This is a genomic window from Aliiglaciecola sp. 2_MG-2023 (assembly GCF_030548145.1).
GTDB lineage: Bacteria > Pseudomonadota > Gammaproteobacteria > Enterobacterales > Alteromonadaceae > Aliiglaciecola > Aliiglaciecola lipolytica_A.
The window spans coordinates 25,582-47,112 of sequence record NZ_JAUORY010000006.1 but is presented as its reverse complement, the minus strand read 5'-3'; the positions used below and the strand labels follow the sequence as shown (position 1 = coordinate 47,112).

Here is a 21,531-nt window from a genome sequence, read left to right as displayed (position 1 = left end):
ACACTTAGCTGAATTTAGGTAGATTTAAATTTATTATTATGTTGCCATATTGTAAATCAAAACATCATATGTTTAAATACATAATATTAAAGGTTTGTGGGTATTTATTCGGCCTTTTAGTTTCATTTGTAGAGATTGTGAGTAAAGGGAATAGCCTCTAGATAGCGCGTGCAGACCAGCCCTTTTATATCTGCAAGCAACAGTAGTTAAGCAGACCAAAATAAACGAACGTTTGATAGCGCATTATATTTTGGGAACAGGAAAAGGTTATAAACTATGAAAAAAATGTTAATAAAAACTACATTAATCTTCGCAATATCAGGTTTTTTATTGAGCAGTGCTATTGCCAGCGAGCAACCTGTGCACGTAAAAAAACCAAATATTGTTTTCTTGTTCTCTGATGATGCCGGCTTTGCAGATTTTGGTTTTCAAGGTAGCGATACCATGATTACGCCAAATCTAGATAAACTCGCGACTCAAGGTGTGAAGTTTACCCAGGCATATGTCTCTGCTTCCACTTGCGGTCCTTCAAGAGCTGGATTAATGACCGGGCGCTATCAACAACGTTTTGGCTATGAAGAAAATAACGTTCCCGGTTACATGAGCGAAGTTTCAGCGCTCGATGGCGAAGATATGGGCTTGCCACTATCAGAAACTACGATGGGCGAGTACATGAAATCTCAAGGTTATGCTACTGCATTTTTCGGTAAATGGCATTTGGGTGGAACTGATCAGATGCATCCAATGAATCGTGGCTTCGATACTTTCTATGGATTTCGCGGCGGAGATAGAAGCTATTTTGCATATCCGCCTGATGCATCGGCACGTCAACAGGTACAAACATTCTTCGATAAAAAGTTAGAGCAAGGTCTGGGAAATTTTATAGAGCACAATGGTTACCTAACAGATGTGCTTGCAGAACAAGCCAATCAATTTATTAATGATAATAAAGAAAAGCCGTTCTTTGTGTTTCTCTCATTCAATGCGGTACATACGCCAATTGAAGCATTACCAGAGGATTTAGAAAAATTTCCTCAGCTATCGGGCGTCAGAAAACAAGTTGCGGCGATGACTTTATCGCTAGATCGGGCTAGCGGTAAGGTATTAGATAAACTTGAAGAACTTGGTTTGGCAGACAATACAATTATCGTCTACACAAACGATAATGGCGGTCCCACGGATAAAAACGCTTCTTCAAATTGGCCTCTAAGCGGGACAAAATCTAATCATCTTGAAGGTGGAATTCGGGTTCCTTTCTTAATGAAATGGCCTGGCAAGTTACCCCAAGGTAAAACGTATGATAAACCAATTAGTACCCTTGACTTGCTACCAACATTTTATGAAGTAGCGGGTGGAGAGCAATATAAAAAACCAGTTGATGGGGTCAATCTTATGCCATTTCTTATGGGGATGAAGGAAAGCAAACCCCACGAAACATTGTATTGGAAAAAAGAGTCAAGAGCCGCTATTCGTCATAATGATTATAAGCTAATTCGTTTTCCTGATAGGCCTGCAGAACTATACGATTTAAAAAGTGATATATCTGAACTGAACAATATTGCAGCTGAAAAGCCGAAGTTGGTCAAACATCTTTTCAAACAACTTTTTGCGTGGGAGTTAGAGCTTGAAAGGCCCCTGTGGATGTTAAAAAGGGAGTACGAGAAATACGACATTGACCGGATGGATAAATATCGTCTGCAACATGGTGATATCGATAAAAAATAGATGTGAATTTACCTAAATCGTGCGACTTAAAATTAATTTCGGAGTGAATATAAATGATGCTCGATAAATCTCAATATATCGCGGGCAAAATAGTAAAAGGTCCAGTCTTACATGAAGTGATTAACCCTGCGACGGGGTTGAAAACGGGGGTGATACATGCCGCCACAGCTAACGAGGCCAATAATGCGCTAATCGAAGCTCAAAAATGCTTTGTAAATTGGTCTAGTACCGCTGTTGCTGAGCGGGTTGAGTGGATGATGAAACTAAAACAAGCCATTATTAACAATGAACATGAATTACGCATGTGTGTGCATTTGGAAATGGGGAAAAGTTGGAGTAGCACTCAAGGCGACTATCAAATGCTAATCGATAGTCTAGATTACTACGCAGACCTGATTAGTAATAGAAAGCACAAGCAAATTCTGGCTAAAGATGGCAAAACTACACATACAATTATGGATGAGCCAATTGGTGTGGTCGCGGCTTTTCTAGCGTGGAACTTTCCATTGTTAAATTTAGCCTATAAATTGGGTCCAGCAATGGCTGCGGGATGTCCAATTGTCATTAAACCTTCAATCAAAACGCCACTGTCAGCCTGTTTGATTGGTGAGTTGTGTGCGTCAATCAACCTACCTGCAGGTGCAGTAAGTATTGTATGTGGTGATGATATTGAAATTGGTGATGCTATTTCAACGTCGACGATACCCGCGTTAATCACGCTAATTGGTTCAACCGAAGTTGGAAAGCATGTTATTGCCAAAGGCTCTACATCTATTAAAAAATATTCAATGGAGTTGGGGGGCAATGCACCCGTTCTCGTTATGCAGGATGCTGATATTGAACTGGCAGCAGATATTGTTGCAACGTTAAAAACAGAAAACGCTGGCCAGATTTGTGTCGCCCCTAATCGTATCTTTGTTCATAAAGATGTCCATGACCAATTCGTGGAAGCGCTGAAGTCTAAATTTGAGGCGAAAAATGTGGGTTTTGACCGTGAAGAGGATATAGATATGGGGCCTGTTATGGATACAGGTGCGTGGTCAAGAATCGATGGGTTAGTGAAAAAAGCAGTCCATCAAGGAGCGACAGTCGTAACCGGCGGCGGACGACCCGAAGGACTCTTAGAGGGATCATTTTATGCGCCAACTCTATTAACAGGAGTCACTAATAATATGGATATTTGTAGAAATGAAATTTTTGGGCCTGTTGCTAGTATTATCGCTTTTGATGAATTGTCTGAAGTTATCACCCAAGCGAATGATACGGATGCCGGTTTGTCTTCGTATATTTTCACTGAAAACTATGATGTAGCTAATAAAATAGCACGACAACTTAGATTCGGTGAGGTACACATTAACAGTGTCAATTATGCTATAAATTTACCGCATTGTGGATTAAATCAATCTGGAGTAGGGGTAGACTGCTCCGAATTGGCATTGGATGATTATTTTGCCACTAAACGCATCTCTGCTTTAAAACACTAACGCTGATATTTTCTTTCTCAATTTTTGACACTGCTGGAGCTGTTCCTCGAGGAAGCTCTAGCAGTGTTAACGTTGACAACACTTCTATTGGAATAACCACAATCGCAGCGCTGGCCTTTAATTCGCATCAATTGGCCGTGGTGTATCGACGTTTACGCTATGATCAAATACACCTAAATACTTCCTTTTTAAGACCGCCTAGTTAAGGACACCTTTACTTTCTTGACGGTTTAGCATTTTATCTAAACGTTATTTTAACTTTCCTATTATTTGTCAATGTTCTGTTTACGCCAAATTACCCTTAGGTATATAACTGAACACAGTGCCTGAACAAGTACGATATAAAATAGGCTTTCAGGTAACAGTGTCGAAATCCCCGACACTACCCCTGCGATGGTAAATTGAGTTGCACCAAACAACGCCGCCGAAGTCCCACTGTTTTGTTTGAAATAATCCATATAACAACTTTGAATATTAGAGGAAATTACTCCCAATGAGCCAATCGCTACTATCATTGATGTAGCAAACATCCAAAGTGGGGGCTGCAGACTAGTTAGTAGGAGAAGTACGACTAAGGTTACCCCTTGTAACGTCAGGCCCCAACGCAAAATTTGCAATGCGGGAAAATGATTTAACAAACGGCGGTTACTAATGTTAGTGACTATTATTAGCAAAACCTTTGCACTGAGTAACGCAGAAAATTGCGCCGGACTAACTGCAAAATGGTGCTGATATATAAATGATGCGTGGGTTAAAAAACAATTAATACTGAAAACGTCAGGGATTCAATGTGAATAATGCTCTGCCTCAACGCCGGAAAAGTCACCCAACACACTATGTTTGTTGGCGATGGCCATCGCCTTTGCATGGTCTGATTGATTCCAATCTGACACTGCTTGTTGATGGCAAGAGACACAATCGCCTTTAGCTGTTATTTACACATCTTATTTTAAATTAAAGAATTCACCTTGAGAGCATAAATAGCTGATTTATAGCTTATATATTTGTTTTTTAAATTATAGTATTTTGGAATTGCGTATTGGTAAACCTAACAAGTCGGAATCTACCGTCATTATTGCGTCGGAATAGGATTAATAATTTGAGTCATAGTATTCAGTGCTTTCAACGAGTTTGAAAGTGCGATGTATAACCGGAAACTTAAGTGGGAAAGTATGAGTGAACTAACAACGAATAAGACTATAAATTCCTCACGCCGCGCGTTTATGGCAACGTCAGGTAAATTAGGTGCAGCGCTTATTACCACAAGTTTAGGTGCGGGGGCATTCGCTAAGACAAAGTTAAAGCATAGCACATCGATAACCGAACTCTCGGCCAGTGTCCTTTCGAAAGCTATTAAAAGTCGACAAGTTAGTTGCGTTGAAGTTATGCAGGCTTATTTGGCTAGAATCGAGAAGTATAATCCGATTTACAACGCCATAGTGAGTCTACGAAATAGCGATGAGCTTCTTGCTCAGGCTAAAACTGCAGACGCCGCACTAGCAAAGGGTGAATATCATGGTTGGATGCATGGCATGCCGCATGCAGTTAAAGATCTCTCTGATGTAAGTGGAATAGTCACTACCAGTGGCTCGCCGATCCTCAAAAGCAATCTGGCAAAAGCGGACACCATTTTTGTTGAAAGGTTACGCAAACAAGGCGCTATTTTCATTGGCAAAACCAATGTGCCTGAATTTGGCCTCGGCTCTCAATCCTACAACAGTGTATTTGGCGTAACGCGTAATGCGTAATGCGTATAACCCAGCACTGTGTGCGGGTGGCAGCAGCGGCGGAGCAGCAAGTGCTTTGGCTTTGCAGTTACTTCCCGTTGCAGATGGCAGCGATATGATGGGGTCTTTAAGAAATCCTGCTGCATACAATAATGTTATCGGCTTCAGGCCAAGTCAGGGGCGTGTTCCCTATAAAGATAAGAATGGATTCTACCAACAGCTCGGCTATGAAGGGTCAATGGGTCGAAATGTTGAAGATACTAGGTTATTACTCGAAACAATGGCTGGTTATGATGCCCGCGTTCCCCTTAGTTTGCGTGATTCATTAGCATCCAGTCGTCCTGCCAATTTGTCTGAATTTAAGGTTGGATGGATGGGCGATTACAATGGGCATTTAGAGATGGAGCCTGGTATTCTTGATATGTGCACATCGGCATTATCCGGCCTTAATGGTGAAGGCCTGGTGGTTGAGGATTGTATTCCTAATTATGATTTTAATCGTCTATGGCAAACTTGGTTAACATTGCGTCATTGGACTATTGCTGGCGGTGCTAAAGGACTCTATGACAATCCTAAATTTCGAGCTTTAATGAAGCCCGAAGCCGTCTGGGAGATTGAAGGTGGTTTAGACATAACTGGCTTGGAAGTTTATAAAGCAGGTATAGCTCGCACAGATTGGTACAATTCACTATCTACACTATTTTCCAAATATGACTTTTTAGCCTTGCCATCGGCCCAAGTGTTCGCTTTTGATGCTGATTTGCACTGGCCGAAGAAGATCAACCAGAAATCAATGGAAAGTTATCACCATTGGATGGAGGTTGTAGTGGGCGGAACACTATCTGGCTGCCCAGTGATAAACCTCCCGGTTGGGTTTGACGCCAAAGGTCGAGCCATGGGAATACAAGTGATGGCGCCCATGGGAGAAGACGCCAAACTGCTTGATTTCGCTGCTGCATACGAAGCTAAAACTGACTATTTATCTATACGGCCTAGCTTAAGCTAGGCTGCCTTCGTATGGAACTGCAGGTAAGTTAAATCAGTTTACCCAAAACGGTTTTGGTTTGTTCCGAGGCTTCAACTGATGGTACATGGCCGACATTTTCAAGTTCGATAATGTCGTTTTCGCCCATTAATTTAGCCAATTCTCGAACCAATTCAGGGGGGGTGGCAACGTCGTCTTTACCAGCGATGAAGGTAAGCGGTATATCAATAGAATGGAGTAAAGTAGTTTGGTCGCGTTCGCCTAACCATTCGCACAATAGGCCATATGAGCGATCATCAGTGGCAGCTAAACTTTGTTGCCATTTTACTTTTAGGCTTGGATCACGTTCAGTGGACTTTGGACTAAACCAGCGCGCGACTATGTCTTCACTCATCTTTTCTAAGCCAATGTTTGCAACATTATCTTTGCGCTCTGCCCAACCTTCAGCGCTACCAATTTTGGCGCCTGTGTTGGTAAGCGTGAGGCTGAGCAAACGACTTGGATGATGTATCGCAAGTTGTTGACCGATGGTTCCGCCAATGGATGTTCCTACATAATGGAAGGTATCAATATTGAGATCGTCACAGACTTTAAGGAGTTGATTAACTAGGTCGAGCTCGCCTAGGTGAGCGGCACTTTCAGCCACAGGCTGACTCTTTCCATGGCCGGGTAAATCCCATCTGAGAACATAAAAATCTTTCGCCATTGCTTGGGCAACGTCATCCCACGCATATAAATTCATGCCCAGAGGGTGGCCTAAAACCATTGCTGGGTTTGCGGGATCACCTGCTACTTCAAAGTGTGTCATTGGTTCGATATTATTCATAATTTACCTAAGCTCTCTCAATTAACATTGCAATGCCTTGGCCTACACCAATACACATTGTGCACAGAGCATATCGTTGCTGAGTTTGTTGTAGTTGCATAGCTGCTGTTTGCACTAAGCGCGCTCCCGACATGCCCAATGGATGTCCTAGGGCAATAGCACCTCCATTGGGGTTAATACGCTCATCGTTATCTTGTAAACCGAGCTCGCGAATGCATGCTAACCCTTGGGCCGCAAAGGCTTCATTTAATTCAATGACCGCAATATCTTGAAGTTTGACTTTGGTTCTAGCCAGTAATTTCTTGACCGCATTGACCGGCCCCATTCCCATAAATGCCGGATCAACACCCGCGGTTGCCATACCGATTACGCGAGCAATAGGTTGTAAGCCATAGCTGTTAACCGCATGTTCACTGGCAACAAGCATTGCTGCAGCTCCGTCATTTATACCAGAAGCGTTGCCCGCGGTGACGCTACCATTTTCCCGAAACGGCGTTTTTAATTTTGCTAAATCGGCTAATGTAGTTTGTGGGCGTAAATGTTCATCATTAAGTATCTCAACGGCGTCACCACGTCTAGGTTGGTAGATAATCGGCGTGATTTCTTTGGCAAAACGGCCTTCAAGCTGTGCCCGGTTAGCTTTTTGTTGTGACTCATAGGCGAATATGTCTTGATCTTCCCGTGAAATTTTATAGCGTTCAGCCACATTTTCGGCTGTCTGTGGCATAGTTTCAGTGCCATATAAGCGGTTAAGCTGAGGATTCACAAAGCGCCAACCCATGGTGGTATCTTCAAGCTTCTGGGCGCGATCGAATGCATTCCCCGCCTTTCCCATAACAAATGGGGCACGAGACATGGACTCAACACCGCCAGCAAGATAGACGTCTGCTTCAGAACATGCAATTGCTCTGAACGCGGTGCCAATGGCATCCATACCCGAACCACATAGGCGGTTAATGGTTGCAGCAGGCACGTCAACGGGCAAACCAGCCAGTAGGGTAGACATACGAGCAACGTTACGGTTGTCTTCACCGGCTTGGTTTGCACAACCAAAAATAGCATCATCGATGCGTGTTGTATCTAATTTAGGGGTATCAGCGATAACCGCTTTAATCACTTGAGCTAGCATATCGTCAGGTCTGACGTTTGCCAGCGCACCGCCGTAACGGCCGATGGCAGAGCGTTTAGGAGAACAGATAAAAGCCGACATTATACTGCTCCTTGAGCACTATGAGCGCGCGCTGTTTTTTCTTTTAATGTACGCAAAACATCCAACTCTTGTGCATTGGGAGTGGGTGTGGTGGTGACGGATTCTGAAAACTTGATAGGCCAACCTGTGGCCGCTATTACTTGTTCTTTGGTGACACCAGGATGCAAGCTGACAACCACCAATTCTTTGCTGTCAGGATCAGGTTTAAGAATACATAAATCGGTAATAACAACAGTCGGGCCTCGACCTATTTGCGGATGTTGATCGCGAACTTTACCATCGCGGCCAAAGCCCACGGTGGTCACAAAATCAACTTGCTCCACAAAAGTACGCGTAGAGTGTTTCACTGTGATAAACACTTCTTTGGCGTTGGTGGAAATCTCGGGTGCGCCGCCGCCACCGGGTAAACGAACCTTAGGGTTAGCGTAACTTGCTTTGCCTTCTTTTACAGACGAATCATCCTTTGCTGCAATAACGGTGGTGTTTAGGTTTGCGTATTTATCTATTTGCGCTGTCCCTAGAAAACCAACATCAATGTGCCCACCTTGTAACCAGTATCTAAACATTTCGGGTACAGAAACCGTAGTAAGTGCTGACTCGCATAATTCACCATCACCAATAGATAGAGGTAAAATTTCAGGTTTGGTTTGAATTGTACCTGATTCATAAATTAGGGTGATGTCGGGTGCGTGGGTCATGCGGGCTACGTTCGCCGCTTCGCTGGGTAAACCGATACCCACAAAACAGGTCATATTATTCGACAGCGCGCGAGCTGCGGTCACTGTCATCATTTCAGCTGGGGTATAATTGGCTGTCATCTTAGTTTGCTCCCGTTTGCAGAATTTCGTCTTCTAACCATTGATTGAAACGCTCTCTGTCTCTGCTGATCGCATCCCAGTCTAGATAATATTGATTATCCCGTTGATAGTAACCATGGGCATAGGAAGGGTGAGCGCCTTTAGGAGCAACTGCAATTTGGTCAACGGTCCAGCCTGGCAACACACAGGAGTTTGGTCCAGCATTAAGGTCATCAACTATTTCTTCAACGGTGACAATGCTTATTTTTGAACTCAATACGACTTCTTTTTGCACACCAACAATACCTTCTATTAGTACATTACCTTGGCGATCTGCTTTTTGAGCATGAATAATACCGACGTCAGGTTTTATGGCGGGAACACAAGCTAGTTTTTCGCCGGTGAAAGGGCAGGTAACTGAGGAAATAGCGTCATTCACATCGGTGAGTTCACTGCCTATGTAACCCCGAAACACCGCCATTGGTAGACCCGCAGCGCCTGCTTCATATGCATTGGCCATAGCTGCATGGCTATGCTCAACAGATTCTAAAGCATTGGGATAATTATTTTGAAATGCATCACGAACACGGTGTAAAGAACCTACTCCTGGATTACCACCCCACGAAAAAATCAGTTTTTTGGCGCATCCCGCTCCCACCAATTGGTCATAGATCAAATCAGGCGTCATTCTTATAAGGGTTAAATCACGTTTTTTCTGGCGAATAATCTCATGTCCTGCGGAAAAGGGAATAAGGTGAGTAAAGCCTTCTAACGCAAGGGTATCACCATCTTTAACCGATTCGGATATTGCTTGTTGCAGTGAATTGAAAATAGCCACTTTTGCCTCTTGTTCGTAATACGAATTAAAATTCAATATGCGAACAATATAATGTATGCTCACTATACCGTCAAGTTCTACCTGTGGATCTGGGTATTAAAAACAAGTTGTCATAATGATAAAACGGGTTTTAATGGTTTGGATTAGATAGAATGTAATAAGCTCTAAAAAATAAATTAAAGCGCGTATAACGCGAATGAAGCATCGCTAATGAATGAAGAAAAAATATCTGTAGATAACCGAGATTATGTGGGCGCATTAGCCTCAGGACTTGAAGTGTTAAGCGCCTTTGATGTGCAGCATAAAAAAATGACACTGTCTGAAGTCGCGCAAATAACTGGAATGGACCGAGCCAAAGCTCGTAGGCTGCTATTGACCCTACACGCCCTAGGATACATTGCTAAAGATGGCCGTCAGTTTATGCTAACACCTAAGGTATTGCGCCTTGGCTATGCATTTAACGCCACTAATGATCACCTAGACGTAGTGCAACATTATTTGCAGTCGGTCACATCAGAGCTCGGTGAGTCTTGCTCATTGTCGATACTCGACAACCAAGAAATCATATATTTGGTAAGGTCGTCGGCTGCCCACCGATTAATGGCGATTAATTTAACCCCAGGTACTAGATTACCGGCAGCTTATACGTCGATGGGCAGAGTGTTGCTTGCTCAATTGTCTGAAACCCAACAGAAAGCGTGGCTGCAGACGGCCGAACTTTATCAGCATACAGAAACCAGTATTGTGGATAAAAAAGACTTTTTGAACATGCTGAAAGAGGTCAAACAGAACGGGTTTTGTGTGGTTGACCAAGAATTGGAATTAGGTCTTCGATCCCTCGCCATTCCCGTGTTTGATTATCATGGAAAACTACTTGGGGCGGCCAATATAAGCACCAATTCTCTGCGAGTCAGTATCGAAAAGCTTATTAACGAATATTCACTGGTGTTAAAAGATGCCGCTAAACAGATTTCTGCGCATGCTAAATAGCCGGTTTGAATTGTTTATTATGGCCTAAATCTAATACTGCTTACGAATACCGACCGTTTTTTTGATTCTCAACTAATTCATCCAGTATTTGTGTCGCAGCTTGCATTATTTCGCTATAGGGCTCTTTTCGTCGGCTGCAAATGACAGGGCTAGTTATGGATTTATCTTCTAGTTGCACCAGCACTACATCATCTCTCGTCATGCGTTTAACTTGTTCAGGCACAAGCGCAAAGCCCATTTCTGAGGCCACCAATGCCAACGCCGTTTGAATATCATTTACCTGTTGTGCAATACGTACGTTTAATCCGTTACGAGAGAATAAATCAATACAAATGTCGGCAAATGTCGGGCTTTGACCAGCTGGATATAGGATCATAGGTAACTTTGCTAATTCAGCCATGGTGATGGTTTTTGATGCCAATGGGTGTTCTTTATGCAGTGCCACTAACATCGGCTCTTGTAACAAGGTTGTCTGTTCAATTTCTGGATCGTTTATATAGATGCGTCCTAAACCGATATCAATTTTGCCGGTTTTGAGTGCGTCTAATTGGTCACGGGTTTTTAATTCGTACAATATAATTTCAGCTGTGTTGTTCTGCCTTAACCTTCTAACCATGGTCGGAAATTGACCATAAAAAACCGATGGTACAAATCCAATACCAAAAACAATTTTGCCACTTTCGGCCACTCGACGTGTATCTTCTATGGTTACCGATACCTTAGATAGGATTTGTTTAGCATGTTGCCAAAAGTATTGGCCGGCCGGCGTCAAAGTTAATCCACGTGGATGGCGGTTAAACAGAGTGACACCGATCTCTTCCTCTAACTGTTTGATTTGTCTGGTTAAAGGTGGCTGAGCGATGAAGAGTTTTTTAGCCGCGTTGGTTAAGTTTAACTCCTCAGCTACCGCACAGAAATAGCGTAGATGCCTTAGTTCCATCATACCTCCAAGGTATTGCTCGCAACCAATTCAATATTGGTAAGCACTCAAAATAGCATTTAAATTAAATAAACTTTAACTACATGGTAACAGACGATTAACATGAGCAAGATTGCAAGTATCAATACTTTTATTGTCGATATTCCGACAATTAGACCACACAAACTGTCGATGACCTCGATGTCAGTACAATCAATGGTGATTGTACGCATCCGTGATAATAACGGTTTAGAAGGTATAGGTGAAGGTACTACTATTGGTGGTTTAGCTTATGGACCTGAAAGCCCCGAAAGTATTCAAACGAATATCGACAAATATTTTTCGCCACTCATTATCAATCAGCCAGCAAGCAATATCAATGTGCTGATGCAAATGCTGAATCAATCTATCCGCGGAAATTACATTGCTAAATCAGCAGTAGAGACCGCTTTGTTGGATTTGAAAGGCAAGCAGTTAGGTGTTCCTGTTTCTGATTTATTAGGTGGTGCTTGTCACGATAAAGTGGACTGTCTTTGGGTATTGGCCTCTGGAAATACTGAAAAAGATATCGAAGAAGCCAAAGCAATGATTGCCCAAAAAAGACATTGCCACTTTAAGATGAAAATTGGTGCTAGAGCACTCGAAGCAGATATTGAGCACGTCATAGCCGTGAAAAAAGCTCTTGGCAGTAACATCAGTATTCGCGTGGACGTGAATCAGGCGTGGAACGAAGTGACCGCGGTAAAAGGTATGGCAGCGCTACAAGATGCAGGCATTGATTTAGTTGAGCAACCGACACCGGCTAAAGATTTTGCCACTTTAGTGCGATTATCCGAAAAATTTAATATTCCCATTCTGGCCGATGAATCTATTGCAGACAAACAAGACGCCTACATTCTTGCCAAGCAGGGCTTTGCTGGCTCAGTGGCACTCAAAATTGCAAAAGCAGGCGGGCTTAAAGGCGCACTCGATGTTGCTACTTTGTGTACCGCTGCTGGAATCGATGTTTACGGTGGAACCCTGTTGGAAGGCTCAATAGGCACAGCCGCCGCCTTACACGCATGGTCGACCATCCCTAATATGCAATTTGGCACAGAAATGTTTGGCCCTTTGCTTTTAAAAGACGATTTTATCAAAAACCCACTTCAGTATCGTGATTTCGGTGTTGAAATTCCTACGCTTCCAGGATTGGGACTTGAGATTGATGAAGATAAATTTACTCACTACATGCGTAAGTAACGCGAGGATAAAAATATGTTATTTCAAGTAAATATGACCGTAATTCCACCAAAAGATATGCCTAAAGAGCAATTTGACGAAATAAAAGCAACAGAAAAGAAATATGCCGAGCAGCTTCAGCAGCAAGGTATTTGGAAGCACCTTTGGCGCGTTGTAGGGCAATATGCCAATGTGAGTATTTTTGAAGTAAAAGATAATGCGCATCTCCATGAGATTTTGATGGGGCTTCCTTTATATCCCTATATGGAAATGACCGTGACTCCTTTGTGTGATCACCCTTCTTCCATTCATTAATCATAATCAATTAGCGTACTTGGAGATTTTTATGAGCGTTAAAACAATGCAAACAGAAGCAGTACAAACCCTACTAAAAAAAGCGGCTGGACTAGATAAAGAAGGCGGAAACCCGCGTTTTAAAACCATAATGCATCGGTTTTTATCAGACATTTATCAAATGATAGAAGACTTGGACATTACTCCAGAAGAGTTTTGGCAAGGCGCTAATTACTTAAATGAGTTAGGTACAAACAAAGAAGCGGTATTGTTAGCGCCAGGTCTTGGATTCGACCACTATTTAGATATTCGCGAAGATGCAAAAGATGAGTTAGCAGGCATCGCTGGTGGTACTCCTCGCACAATTGAAGGGCCACTTTACGTAGAAGGTGCACCTATTATCCAACAAGGCGAAAAAATGGATGATGGTAAAACACCAGGCCAAGAAATGTTGCTACATGGTCGTGTTACCGATGAAGAAGGAAAACCAATCGCCGATGCAATGGTCGATATCTGGCATGCAGATACGAAGGGCGCTTATTCATATTTTGATCCAAGCCAAAGTGAATTTAACTTGCGTCGCAGAATTCGTACCGACAAAGATGGGAAATATGTTGTGCGCTCAATCGTGCCAAGTGGATACGGATGCCCTCCAGGCGGATCTACCATGAAAGTGCTTGAAAACTTAGGTCGCCACGGCAACAGACCTGCTCACATTCATTACTTTGTATCTAAACCTAACTTTAAACACCTTACCTCGCAAATTAATTTAGCCGGTGATGAATACACCTATGACGACTTCGCTTTCGCCACACGTGACGAACTGGTTGTTGATGCAAATCCGGTTAATGATGCCAAACTTATTAGTGAACATGGTTTTGCCAAAGAATACCTAGATGTTGAATTTAACATCGAACTTGTTAAAACCACTGAAGAATCAATCCAGCAAGCCCATCCTCGTGCCCGAGTATCCTTAGAACAAGCATAAGTTTATTCTTTGGTGATGCAAAAAGTTTACAAAAAGAAGGTTACTAAAGCCTCGGAATGTAAACGCATTGAGCCCATTTGGGCTCTTTTTTTATATTTTTTGTAGATGCTTTAACCTATATGCCTTTTATTAAACGACTAGTTGCTCGTTAATCTCCTCTTCTAACTAATCTGCTTTATTTCACATTGATTGATGCAAAGGAGCGCTCTGTATTTATTGATTTGCGGCTGAGTGCTGTATCGCACAGACTAGCGTCCATTAAAAGGTCAGTTTAGGGTGTAATGGTCTAATTTTTCAAGACACTTTGTTGGAGGTATCATAACCAAAACCAACGAGGTAAAAATGAAAAAGTTTACAACTGAATTTAAATTGGAATGTGTAGAGCTGATCACCATTCAAGGGTATCCAGTTAAGCAAGCTGCTGAATCTATGAATGTTGGTTATTCAACATTACAGAAATGGTTACGACAATATAAAGAAGAGCAACGTGGTATCACTCCAAAAGCCTCAGCAATTACAGCTGAGCAAAAACGAATTCAAGAGTTAGAGAAACAAGTTAAACAGCTAGAAAGTGATAACAACTTATTAAAAAAGGCGTCAGCCTTCTTCGCTATCGAAATGAACAAAGGCAGCAAGTCGCGCTAAAGTTGAAGAAGGCTGGGTTTAGTGTTCAACATATTTGTCGTTGTTTTAAATTGGCGCGTAGCTCGTTTTACTTTAACGCAAAACCTAAACCGTTAAAACCAGATGAAATTCGTTTAGAAGCCGCGGTAAAGCATCTTCACAACGAAATGGATGCGACTTATGGTAGTCGCAGAATGATGATAGAGCTTAATCATCAAGGTTACCGAGTGGGTCGTTATAAAATACGACGATTGATGCGCAAATTTAAATTGATAGCGAAACGGCCTCGGTTACATCGTTATCCCTATGCAGGAAAGGCGTCTATCATTGCCCCTAATTATTTAAATAGGCAGTTTAACCCTGAACAACTTAACACCCATTGGTCAGGTGACATCACGTATATCCGAACAGGCCAAGGATGGTTATATTTAGCAGTAATAGTAGATTTATGCTCGAGAAAGATTATTAGCTGGGCATTCTCAGATAAACCCAATACTGAGTTAACAACCCGCGCTATACGTTTAGCAGTTAATAAAAGAGAGCCTATGACAGGAGTCATATTCCACTCGGATCAGGGGGCTCAATACACAGTGATTCGTTCCAGAAGTGTTTGAGTGAATTTGGAATCCAGGCAAGCATGAGTCGAGCAGGAAATTGTCTAGATAACGCCGTTACGGAACGTTTCTTTAGAAGTTTAAAGTCTGAAAGAGTTAACTACCGAAGGTATCAAACTCGTCACCAGGCCCAAGCGGATATTATTGATTATATCGAACCATTTTATAACCAGAAACGACGACACCATAAACTGGGAAACATCTCACCAGTTGAATATGAGATGAAATTAATGAAAAGTGCCTAATAAAGTGTCCAAGAAGAGTTGACCATTACAAAGAGAAGTTTACTTTGATACATCTTTTCAACGACTAATAATGATAGTCACGAGCACGTCACGGAAAATGCTTAAAAGCATTGGGTATAAATGACCAATATAGATCCCCACTGAAATATACAAGTGTGGTTTCTTTGCACTGCAATGTTGAATTAACTTCCTACTCGTTCATATTATTAAAATAGTAATTAATACCCTAAAGGGTTCAACAACCAAGGACTTTAGACCGTAATATATTTCTCTGATCCTTAGTACTCTTACCATCACTTTAATTTGTAACCTGTAACAATTTGTCAGCGTATCTATTGGAATGTTACCTTCCAATCGAAAAGCCGATAATCTCTAGGCCTCAGTCTTTTTGTGTAAAATCAAAATGCAGCAAAATAACTGGCTAAAAGATTTGCGCGTTTCTTTTTATCTATGACTAGAAAAATAACCTCTTATTCATTTTTACCAGTATAAATCAATTTATATAAATTATTAGTATATTCATTTAATGGGATTATATTTATTTTTGGGTTTTGGGTGTTATTTTAATTTTTGTTGCAACTATTTGATATTTTTCATTTTATTGCTATTTCTTTGGTTTTTTTGTTTTTTATTTGGGTATTTAGGTGTTGACTGGAATTTAATCATGGGATTAAATGATGTCTTGTACGGCGCGGTTGGATTTGGATTATAAATGGTTAGCAACACTAATTTTTCTATTTAGTCTGAAATTCTTGCTGAAAAACATTGCCACTAGAGCAAATCCACATAAGAGGTGAAAAAGTGTATATCAACATTGGAAAGCGAAAATTTGCATGCAGTATCTTAGCTATAGCTATCAGTGGAGGGGCTTTAGGGCAATCTGCCCAGGAATCAATAAATTCCGCTGAAAATGAGAAAAATAATGATGCACAAGTTGAAAGAGTAACTGTTACGTCACAACGCCGAGTGCAGTCTGAGTTAGATGTTCCCATAAGTGTATCTGTTTTCACTGCTGCTGATTTGGAAAAAGGCAATATAACGGAAGCTTCTGAATATTTAAGTCTTACTCCTAATGTAGGCTTCTCTGAAGATGGGGAGGGTGGCAGTCGAAGCATAAATATCGCTATACGTGGTGTTAGTAATATTGTTTTAGATGGAATAGCCTCGGCTAATTCCATTGGTTATTACATTGATGAATTATCCGTTGGAAGTGTGGCTCAAGGTACAATTAACCCTCAAATGCTGGATATGAGTCAAGTAGAGGTGTTGCGGGGTCCCCAAGGTACCTATTTTGGCCGAAATGCGGTAGGTGGTGCGCTGAATTTAACAACCAATAAGCCGAATGATGAATTGTATTTTCAAGGTGGCTTAGGTATCGCTAGTTTCGGTACTAAAAAGGCTGATGCAATATTCAATTTACCCATAAGTGAAAAATTTATGGTTCGAGGTGTATTTAGTCACGAAGAATCAGACACTCCCATTACCAATATTGATGAAAGAGGTAACGACCCTTTCTATAAATATAACTCAGGTCGACTTGCCTTTAGATATATTCCAACAGATGATTTATTAATTGATTTATCTGTCACAAAAACTAAAGAAGATGAAGGTGGGGACATCTCTATACCTTCTGGTGTATTGGATTTGGACTCACTTTCTATCGCTGGTGAAGGTGGTTTTGACGGTGAAGGTGGCGGTTTTGATGAGGGTCCCGGATTTTACCCCAATAACGAAGATACTATTAGTCGAGATACTGAAGAGTTTAATAACAAAGATTTTACTATAGTTAATGCAAGGGTCGAATGGGATATCAATGATTTTACTGTGTTTAAATCAGTGACTGGTTGGTTGGATAGCAGTTTCGATCGTGTTTCCGACTTAGATGGTGTAGGCCAAAGCTTTGGCCCCCTTCCGCTTCGTCGTGTCAATGATTACACGGGGGAATCTTTCAGCCAAGAGTTCAGACTTCAATCAATTGATAATGGTGATATAGACTGGACTGTCGGTGTATTTTATGCAGATGATGATTTAGATCAAACGAATCAAATTCAAATGCTTCCAGATGACGAACCTAATGGGATTGAAGTAGGCTTTATCAATAATAATGTGCGTACATTTGAGCTAGAAAGTATGGCTGCGTTTGCAGAGGTTAATTGGTCTTTGAATAGTCTTTGGGATTTAACCCTTGGAGGACGCTACACTAAAGATAAAGTGACAGCCTCTGAGATCGACTTAAATCGTGGTCCTGATGCGCTTATTGGCAATGAGAAATTTAACGACTTTTCACCACGTATAGTTGTGAATTTTAGACCGGATGATGACAGCTCTATTTTTGCTAGTATTTCAGAGGGCTATAAATCCGGTGGGGTGGATGTCACTGGTGGTTCGAGAGTCATGCCAGAGCCATTTGATTCAGAAAAGCTTACCAGTTATGAGATAGGCTACAAAGGGTATCTATTAGACGGTATGGTAAGGTTGTCTAGCTCATTATTTTATCTAGACTGGCAAGACTTCCAAGTTCAAACAAATCGTTTGGCTGATCCAAGCGATATTAGTTCTGCTATAGAAACAACTCAAAATGCAGGAAAAGCTAGTAGTCGTGGATTTGAAATTGAAAGCTTTTTTGTCATTAATAAACAGCTAAATTTTTCATTTAATGTCGGTTATGCTGACGCAACGTTTGACGATTATAAAGATGCTGTATTAAAAGGTGAGCAAAATGGTTTACCTAATATTGTTGATGTGAGTGGTCAAAACCTACCTCGAACAGCAGATTGGAATTTAAGTAGTAGCTTAAATTACACTTATGACATTAATAGTGACTGGGATGGTTACGTTCGCATAGACTGGAGCTATACGGGAGAAACGACTAGTGATATAGAAGGCGTCGCTTCTTTGGTCGGAGAAACAATATACGGTGAATCGTTTGATTTACCAGAATTTCCTTATCAAATCCCATCTTATCAAGTCGTTAATCTTACAACCGGATTTAACTATAAAAGTTTAGCGATTAATGCATATGTCCATAACCTATTCGACGAACAGTATTATACTGGAACGGCTGATAACTTTGGATTTGCTGGGATAAGGCTGAAACCTCACCAACGAGAGGTTGGTATTAAATTTACTTACAGCTTTAGTGATTAACTAACCTGTTCCCCAAGCACTATAGACAATAAATGGAAGAGTATTCCGGATGTTGTTTATAGTGTTTTTTTAGAGTACACACTCTACTTACATACTATCTTTGTATGCTTACCGGATCGATTCTGCTCTAAGAATTACATTTACCAATTTTGCTATCATCATACAAATAGCTAACTTATATGATTACTACTTATACTACTAGTCGTATTTAGATTTGGTTCTATTTAGTAGGGGGTAAATGGCTTGTATTTTGAACTAAAATATCTTTTACGATAGAGTAGGCTTTGTCTGCTTGACCACTTGCTATTGCCCAGGCTAGTTCTTGGTGGTGCTGCAAATCAAGGTTAATTTCTTCAGTAGTTTGCTCTTTACCTAAATTTACATGAGCTTTTAAATAGGTAGCAACAGCCGTTTTAAATTGACTTAGAATTGTATTATGGGAAGCCATTAAGATTAATGAATGAAACTCAATATCAGCCTCAAGCCGTTTTTCCAAGTCGTCTTTATGTTCTTTCATCGACTCAAACGCGCTCATGATATTTGATATATCTTCTCTAGTTGCACGCTCAGCAGCTAATTTAGCCGCTTTCGGTTCTATTATTTGTCTGATTTCAATCAAATCTAACATAAAGCTTTCGGTTGCTATTGCAGGGTCTGCATGCCAGCTTAGTACTTGTTGGTCGAGCATATTCCAGTATATTTTGGATCTAACCTTAGTGCCGCTTCGAGGGGCTGTTGTTAAAAAGCCTTTGGCCGATAGAATTTTAACCGCCTCACGCAGGGCATTACGACCAATGCCTAACATTTCTGATAGTTCAGCTTCAATTGGTAGTGTTTCACCTTCTTTATAATCGCCAGAGGCTATTCGTCTCCCTAATGTGTCAACTGCTTGTTTTGATTGTCCTCGAGCTATTGGCTTCGAAGATTTTTTTTGGGGAGGGGTTTTGTCTAATTCCATATTCTCTTTATCACCATGATTTTGTATTTCGTCTTAATTCTATAGATTTTTGAGTTAATTGTCATCTAAAGGTATATAGATGTAAATTTCTATTAATGGGATTATTGATTTTATTTGGTTTCGTTTTCATCGGCGAATCTACTTTTATCGCCTTTTATAGCTATATTTAACAGTTTATTAATTTTATCGTTTGATTAATAGTGGGATTAATAGTATTATTTTTTTATCGTTTGGTGGGTTTATATTCATGTGGGGTTAATTATTATTTTTATGTTTGTTTTTAAAGCTCCATTGAATTTTTTTGTAAATTAAAAAGGTTATAAATATGGCTGATTTTGATGTGATTATTGCTGGCGGTGGCCACAATGGTCTGATTTGTGCCTCATTACTCGTTAAAAATGGGTTGAAGGTTTGTGTCGTCGAAAGAAACGAATGGGTAGGTGGCGGAGTTTTAACTCGAGAATTAACAATACCTGGATTTAAACACGATCCATTTGGTTCGTCTCATGTGTGGATTCACTTAAATCCCGATTTTCAAGAACTGCGCCCTGAGTTAGAAAAACACGGCTTACGTTATATTTATTCTGATGATCATATAACAGGCCACCCTAACAAATACGATGGCCAAGGAATTATAGTCTATAAAGATGTAGACAAAACCTGTGACACAATTGCCGAATATTCAAAACAAGATGCTATTCGTTATCGTGAAATTTACGAAGAATTTGGGGAAATTCAAGACGGCGTAGTCAAGAGTATGTTTTCTCCTCCTGCACCTCCAAGCTATTTGTATCAGGGCCTCGAAAATAATCCTGAAGGTATGAAACGCCTTCGAGATTACCAACTGAGTTCTCGTCAATTTACCTTAGAAAATTTTGAAGATGATCATGTCAGAGCATTTATTCTTGGCTGGGCAATGGCCCCTCAGACCTTACCTGACCAACTCGGTACTGCATCTGCATTTTCTGTGATGATTCCAAGTATCCACTACTTCGGTCAGTCAATTCCTGAAGGCGGTAGCGGTATGCTTTCGGAATCTATGAAATCTTACATAGAGGCCAATGGTAGTAAAGTTATTACCGGTGCTACGGTCAAAAAATTCATTGTTGAAAATGGCGAATGTATTGGTTTAAGACTAGTTGATGGGACGGAAATAACGGCTAGTAAAGGCGTCGTAAGCTCACTTGATCCATTTCAAACCTACCTTAATGGATTTGACGATGATGAGTTGCCTTCCGGATTTAAACAAATGGTCCGAAGTTTTAAATTTGGTGATATTACCATTGCACGAGTGCACTACGCGTTAGATGAAGCGCCCAAGTTTAAAAACGGAAGCGAAATGGACAAAACCGCTTTCCAACGGATGTTTGGCACTGTTGCAGACATTGATAAACAGTATCAAGAAATAGCAGCCGGGCAGGCACCAAGTGATCCATTCTTGTGGACTGCTGCTTGGAGTCAAATGGACCCTACCAGAGCCCCAGAAGGTAAACATACTTTGATTATGGATACCTTTGTACCTGTTGAGCTTCAATCTGGAGAAGACTGGGAAAAGTTAGCGCCTGATTATTGTCGTGACGTACTACTCAAACAACTACGAAATTACACCGTAAATATGCAGGATGACAATATTTTAGGTGAATATGTTGAGTCAGGGCCGACTTTAGCACGGGCTAATTTATGTTTTAACCGAGGCGTCACTACAGGTGGAGAAAGAACACTTTCCCAGATGGGCGCTTTCAGACCATTTCCAAATTATGCAGATTACCGTGGACCAATTAAGAAGTTTTACATGACCGGTCCTTCTTGTCACCCAGGAGGTGGTATTTGCGGTATGGGAACAATCGCAGCGAACGAAATTCTGCATGACCTTGGTATCAAAACTGTCGATGACGAATTTGACTTTTAAAACCACTAATTCAGTAACTAATAAGAGATTATA

Annotated in this window: 21 protein-coding genes; 13 read left to right on the top strand and 8 right to left on the bottom strand. The window is 41.1% G+C overall.

The features are described from left to right. Positions 1 to 276 precede the first annotated feature (276 nt). Both Q4567_RS08020 and Q4567_RS08015 read left to right on the top strand, forming a co-directional pair. Complete coding sequence (locus Q4567_RS08020; protein ID WP_216049239.1) at positions 277 to 1,725, top strand: sulfatase; 1,449 nt, start codon at positions 277 to 279, stop codon at positions 1,723 to 1,725. Positions 1,726 to 1,778: 53 nt separating this feature from the next. Next, a complete protein-coding gene (locus Q4567_RS08015) occupies positions 1,779 to 3,209 on the top strand; it encodes an aldehyde dehydrogenase family protein (protein WP_252729294.1) in 1,431 nt (476 codons plus the stop codon). A gap of 266 nt (positions 3,210 to 3,475) precedes the next feature. Here the strand turns inward: Q4567_RS08015 and Q4567_RS08010 are convergent, their stop codons facing one another. Both Q4567_RS08010 and Q4567_RS22255 read right to left on the bottom strand, forming a co-directional pair. Further along, positions 3,476 to 3,724 (bottom strand): hypothetical protein, encoded by a 249-nt coding sequence (locus tag Q4567_RS08010; RefSeq protein ID WP_303500035.1) that lies wholly within the window; start codon positions 3,722 to 3,724, stop codon positions 3,476 to 3,478. Between the two features lie 270 nt (positions 3,725 to 3,994). Next, positions 3,995 to 4,144, bottom strand: coding sequence for a multiheme c-type cytochrome (locus Q4567_RS22255; RefSeq protein WP_354667880.1), 150 nt, complete (start codon positions 4,142 to 4,144; stop codon positions 3,995 to 3,997). A gap of 237 nt (positions 4,145 to 4,381) precedes the next feature. Between Q4567_RS22255 and Q4567_RS08005 the strand changes: the two genes are divergently transcribed. Further along, positions 4,382 to 4,957: an amidase family protein gene (locus tag Q4567_RS08005; protein ID WP_303500034.1), complete on the top strand. Its 576-nt coding sequence runs from the start codon at positions 4,382 to 4,384 to the stop codon at positions 4,955 to 4,957. Continuing rightward, a complete protein-coding gene (locus tag Q4567_RS08000) occupies positions 4,950 to 5,942 on the top strand; it encodes an amidase family protein (RefSeq protein WP_303500033.1) in 993 nt (330 codons plus the stop codon). The genes Q4567_RS08005 and Q4567_RS08000 overlap by 8 nt, the downstream gene beginning before the upstream one ends. A gap of 28 nt (positions 5,943 to 5,970) precedes the next feature. On the opposite strand, the gene Q4567_RS07995 is transcribed toward Q4567_RS08000, so the two are convergent. The 4 genes from Q4567_RS07995 to Q4567_RS07980 are packed head-to-tail and all read right to left on the bottom strand — an operon-like array spanning position 5,971 to position 9,592. Continuing rightward, complete coding sequence (locus Q4567_RS07995) at positions 5,971 to 6,747, bottom strand: alpha/beta fold hydrolase (RefSeq protein ID WP_216049235.1); 777 nt, start codon at positions 6,745 to 6,747, stop codon at positions 5,971 to 5,973. Positions 6,748 to 6,754: 7 nt separating this feature from the next. Beyond that, entirely contained in the window at positions 6,755 to 7,960 is a 1,206-nt protein-coding gene (gene pcaF / locus Q4567_RS07990) for a 3-oxoadipyl-CoA thiolase (protein ID WP_368509179.1), read from the bottom strand. Beyond that, positions 7,957 to 8,775 carry a CoA-transferase subunit beta gene (locus Q4567_RS07985; protein ID WP_216049234.1) on the bottom strand — a complete coding sequence of 273 codons (819 nt, stop codon included), beginning with the start codon at positions 8,773 to 8,775 and terminating at the stop codon, positions 7,957 to 7,959. The genes pcaF and Q4567_RS07985 overlap by 4 nt, the downstream gene beginning before the upstream one ends. A 1-nt stretch (position 8,776) precedes the next feature. Next, positions 8,777 to 9,592 carry a CoA transferase subunit A gene (locus Q4567_RS07980; RefSeq protein ID WP_216049233.1) on the bottom strand — a complete coding sequence of 272 codons (816 nt, stop codon included), beginning with the start codon at positions 9,590 to 9,592 and terminating at the stop codon, positions 8,777 to 8,779. 210 nt (positions 9,593 to 9,802) lie between these two features. Between Q4567_RS07980 and Q4567_RS07975 the strand changes: the two genes are divergently transcribed. Continuing rightward, positions 9,803 to 10,582, top strand: coding sequence for an IclR family transcriptional regulator C-terminal domain-containing protein (locus tag Q4567_RS07975; RefSeq protein WP_303500031.1), 780 nt, complete (start codon positions 9,803 to 9,805; stop codon positions 10,580 to 10,582). A 40-nt stretch (positions 10,583 to 10,622) separates the two neighbouring features. On the opposite strand, the gene Q4567_RS07970 is transcribed toward Q4567_RS07975, so the two are convergent. Further along, entirely contained in the window at positions 10,623 to 11,522 is a 900-nt protein-coding gene (locus Q4567_RS07970; RefSeq protein WP_216049402.1) for a LysR family transcriptional regulator, read from the bottom strand. 102 nt (positions 11,523 to 11,624) lie between these two features. On the opposite strand from Q4567_RS07970, the gene Q4567_RS07965 reads away from it, so the two are divergent. The 7 genes from Q4567_RS07965 (at position 11,625) to Q4567_RS07935 (ending at position 18,631) form a co-directional block, all read left to right on the top strand. After that, positions 11,625 to 12,740 (top strand): muconate/chloromuconate family cycloisomerase, encoded by a 1,116-nt coding sequence (locus tag Q4567_RS07965; RefSeq protein WP_303500030.1) that lies wholly within the window; start codon positions 11,625 to 11,627, stop codon positions 12,738 to 12,740. A gap of 15 nt (positions 12,741 to 12,755) precedes the next feature. Next, complete coding sequence (catC, locus tag Q4567_RS07960; protein WP_216049230.1) at positions 12,756 to 13,034, top strand: muconolactone Delta-isomerase; 279 nt, start codon at positions 12,756 to 12,758, stop codon at positions 13,032 to 13,034. A gap of 31 nt (positions 13,035 to 13,065) precedes the next feature. Continuing rightward, positions 13,066 to 14,001: a catechol 1,2-dioxygenase gene (catA, locus tag Q4567_RS07955; RefSeq protein WP_303500029.1), complete on the top strand. Its 936-nt coding sequence runs from the start codon at positions 13,066 to 13,068 to the stop codon at positions 13,999 to 14,001. Between the two features lie 342 nt (positions 14,002 to 14,343). Continuing rightward, a complete protein-coding gene (locus Q4567_RS07950) occupies positions 14,344 to 14,646 on the top strand; it encodes a transposase (protein WP_216047876.1) in 303 nt (100 codons plus the stop codon). Beyond that, on the top strand, positions 14,586 to 15,239 hold the full coding sequence (locus Q4567_RS07945; RefSeq protein WP_303500119.1) for an IS3 family transposase: 654 nt from the start codon (positions 14,586 to 14,588) through the stop codon (positions 15,237 to 15,239). Before Q4567_RS07950 ends, Q4567_RS07945 begins: the two co-directional genes overlap by 61 nt. Then, a complete protein-coding gene (locus tag Q4567_RS07940; protein ID WP_303500027.1) occupies positions 15,236 to 15,484 on the top strand; it encodes an IS3 family transposase in 249 nt (82 codons plus the stop codon). Before Q4567_RS07945 ends, Q4567_RS07940 begins: the two co-directional genes overlap by 4 nt. Before the next feature lie 801 nt (positions 15,485 to 16,285). Next, the gene (locus tag Q4567_RS07935) at positions 16,286 to 18,631 is read left to right on the top strand and encodes a TonB-dependent receptor (protein WP_303500025.1); all 2,346 of its coding nucleotides are present in this window, start codon (positions 16,286 to 16,288) and stop codon (positions 18,629 to 18,631) included. Positions 18,632 to 18,851: 220 nt separating this feature from the next. Here Q4567_RS07935 and Q4567_RS07930 read toward each other — a convergent pair whose 3' ends face one another. Further along, the gene (locus Q4567_RS07930; RefSeq protein WP_303500024.1) at positions 18,852 to 19,589 is read right to left on the bottom strand and encodes a FadR/GntR family transcriptional regulator; all 738 of its coding nucleotides are present in this window, start codon (positions 19,587 to 19,589) and stop codon (positions 18,852 to 18,854) included. Between the two features lie 307 nt (positions 19,590 to 19,896). Here Q4567_RS07930 and Q4567_RS07925 point away from each other — a divergent pair, with 307 nt between their 5' ends. Continuing rightward, complete coding sequence (locus Q4567_RS07925) at positions 19,897 to 21,498, top strand: phytoene desaturase family protein (protein ID WP_368509319.1); 1,602 nt, start codon at positions 19,897 to 19,899, stop codon at positions 21,496 to 21,498. Positions 21,499 to 21,531 lie beyond the last annotated feature (33 nt).

Bases quoted from the DNA above. Each gene is read 5' to 3' on its own strand.
- Q4567_RS08020 (WP_216049239.1), top strand. From the start codon at position 277: ATGAAAAAAATGTTAATAAAAACTACATTAATCTTCGCAATATCAGGT.
- Q4567_RS08015 (WP_252729294.1), top strand. From the start codon at position 1,779: ATGATGCTCGATAAATCTCAATATATCGCGGGCAAAATAGTAAAAGGT.
- Q4567_RS08010 (WP_303500035.1), bottom strand. From the start codon at position 3,724: ATGATAGTAGCGATTGGCTCATTGGGAGTAATTTCCTCTAATATTCAA.
- Q4567_RS08005 (WP_303500034.1), top strand. From the start codon at position 4,382: ATGAGTGAACTAACAACGAATAAGACTATAAATTCCTCACGCCGCGCG.
- Q4567_RS08000 (WP_303500033.1), top strand. From the start codon at position 4,950: ATGCGTAATGCGTATAACCCAGCACTGTGTGCGGGTGGCAGCAGCGGC.
- Q4567_RS07995 (WP_216049235.1), bottom strand. From the start codon at position 6,747: ATGAATAATATCGAACCAATGACACACTTTGAAGTAGCAGGTGATCCC.
- Q4567_RS07985 (WP_216049234.1), bottom strand. From the start codon at position 8,775: ATGACAGCCAATTATACCCCAGCTGAAATGATGACAGTGACCGCAGCT.
- Q4567_RS07975 (WP_303500031.1), top strand. From the start codon at position 9,803: ATGAATGAAGAAAAAATATCTGTAGATAACCGAGATTATGTGGGCGCA.
- Q4567_RS07970 (WP_216049402.1), bottom strand. From the start codon at position 11,522: ATGGAACTAAGGCATCTACGCTATTTCTGTGCGGTAGCTGAGGAGTTA.
- Q4567_RS07965 (WP_303500030.1), top strand. From the start codon at position 11,625: ATGAGCAAGATTGCAAGTATCAATACTTTTATTGTCGATATTCCGACA.
- catC (WP_216049230.1), top strand. From the start codon at position 12,756: ATGTTATTTCAAGTAAATATGACCGTAATTCCACCAAAAGATATGCCT.
- catA (WP_303500029.1), top strand. From the start codon at position 13,066: ATGAGCGTTAAAACAATGCAAACAGAAGCAGTACAAACCCTACTAAAA.
- Q4567_RS07950 (WP_216047876.1), top strand. From the start codon at position 14,344: ATGAAAAAGTTTACAACTGAATTTAAATTGGAATGTGTAGAGCTGATC.
- Q4567_RS07930 (WP_303500024.1), bottom strand. From the start codon at position 19,589: ATGGAATTAGACAAAACCCCTCCCCAAAAAAAATCTTCGAAGCCAATA.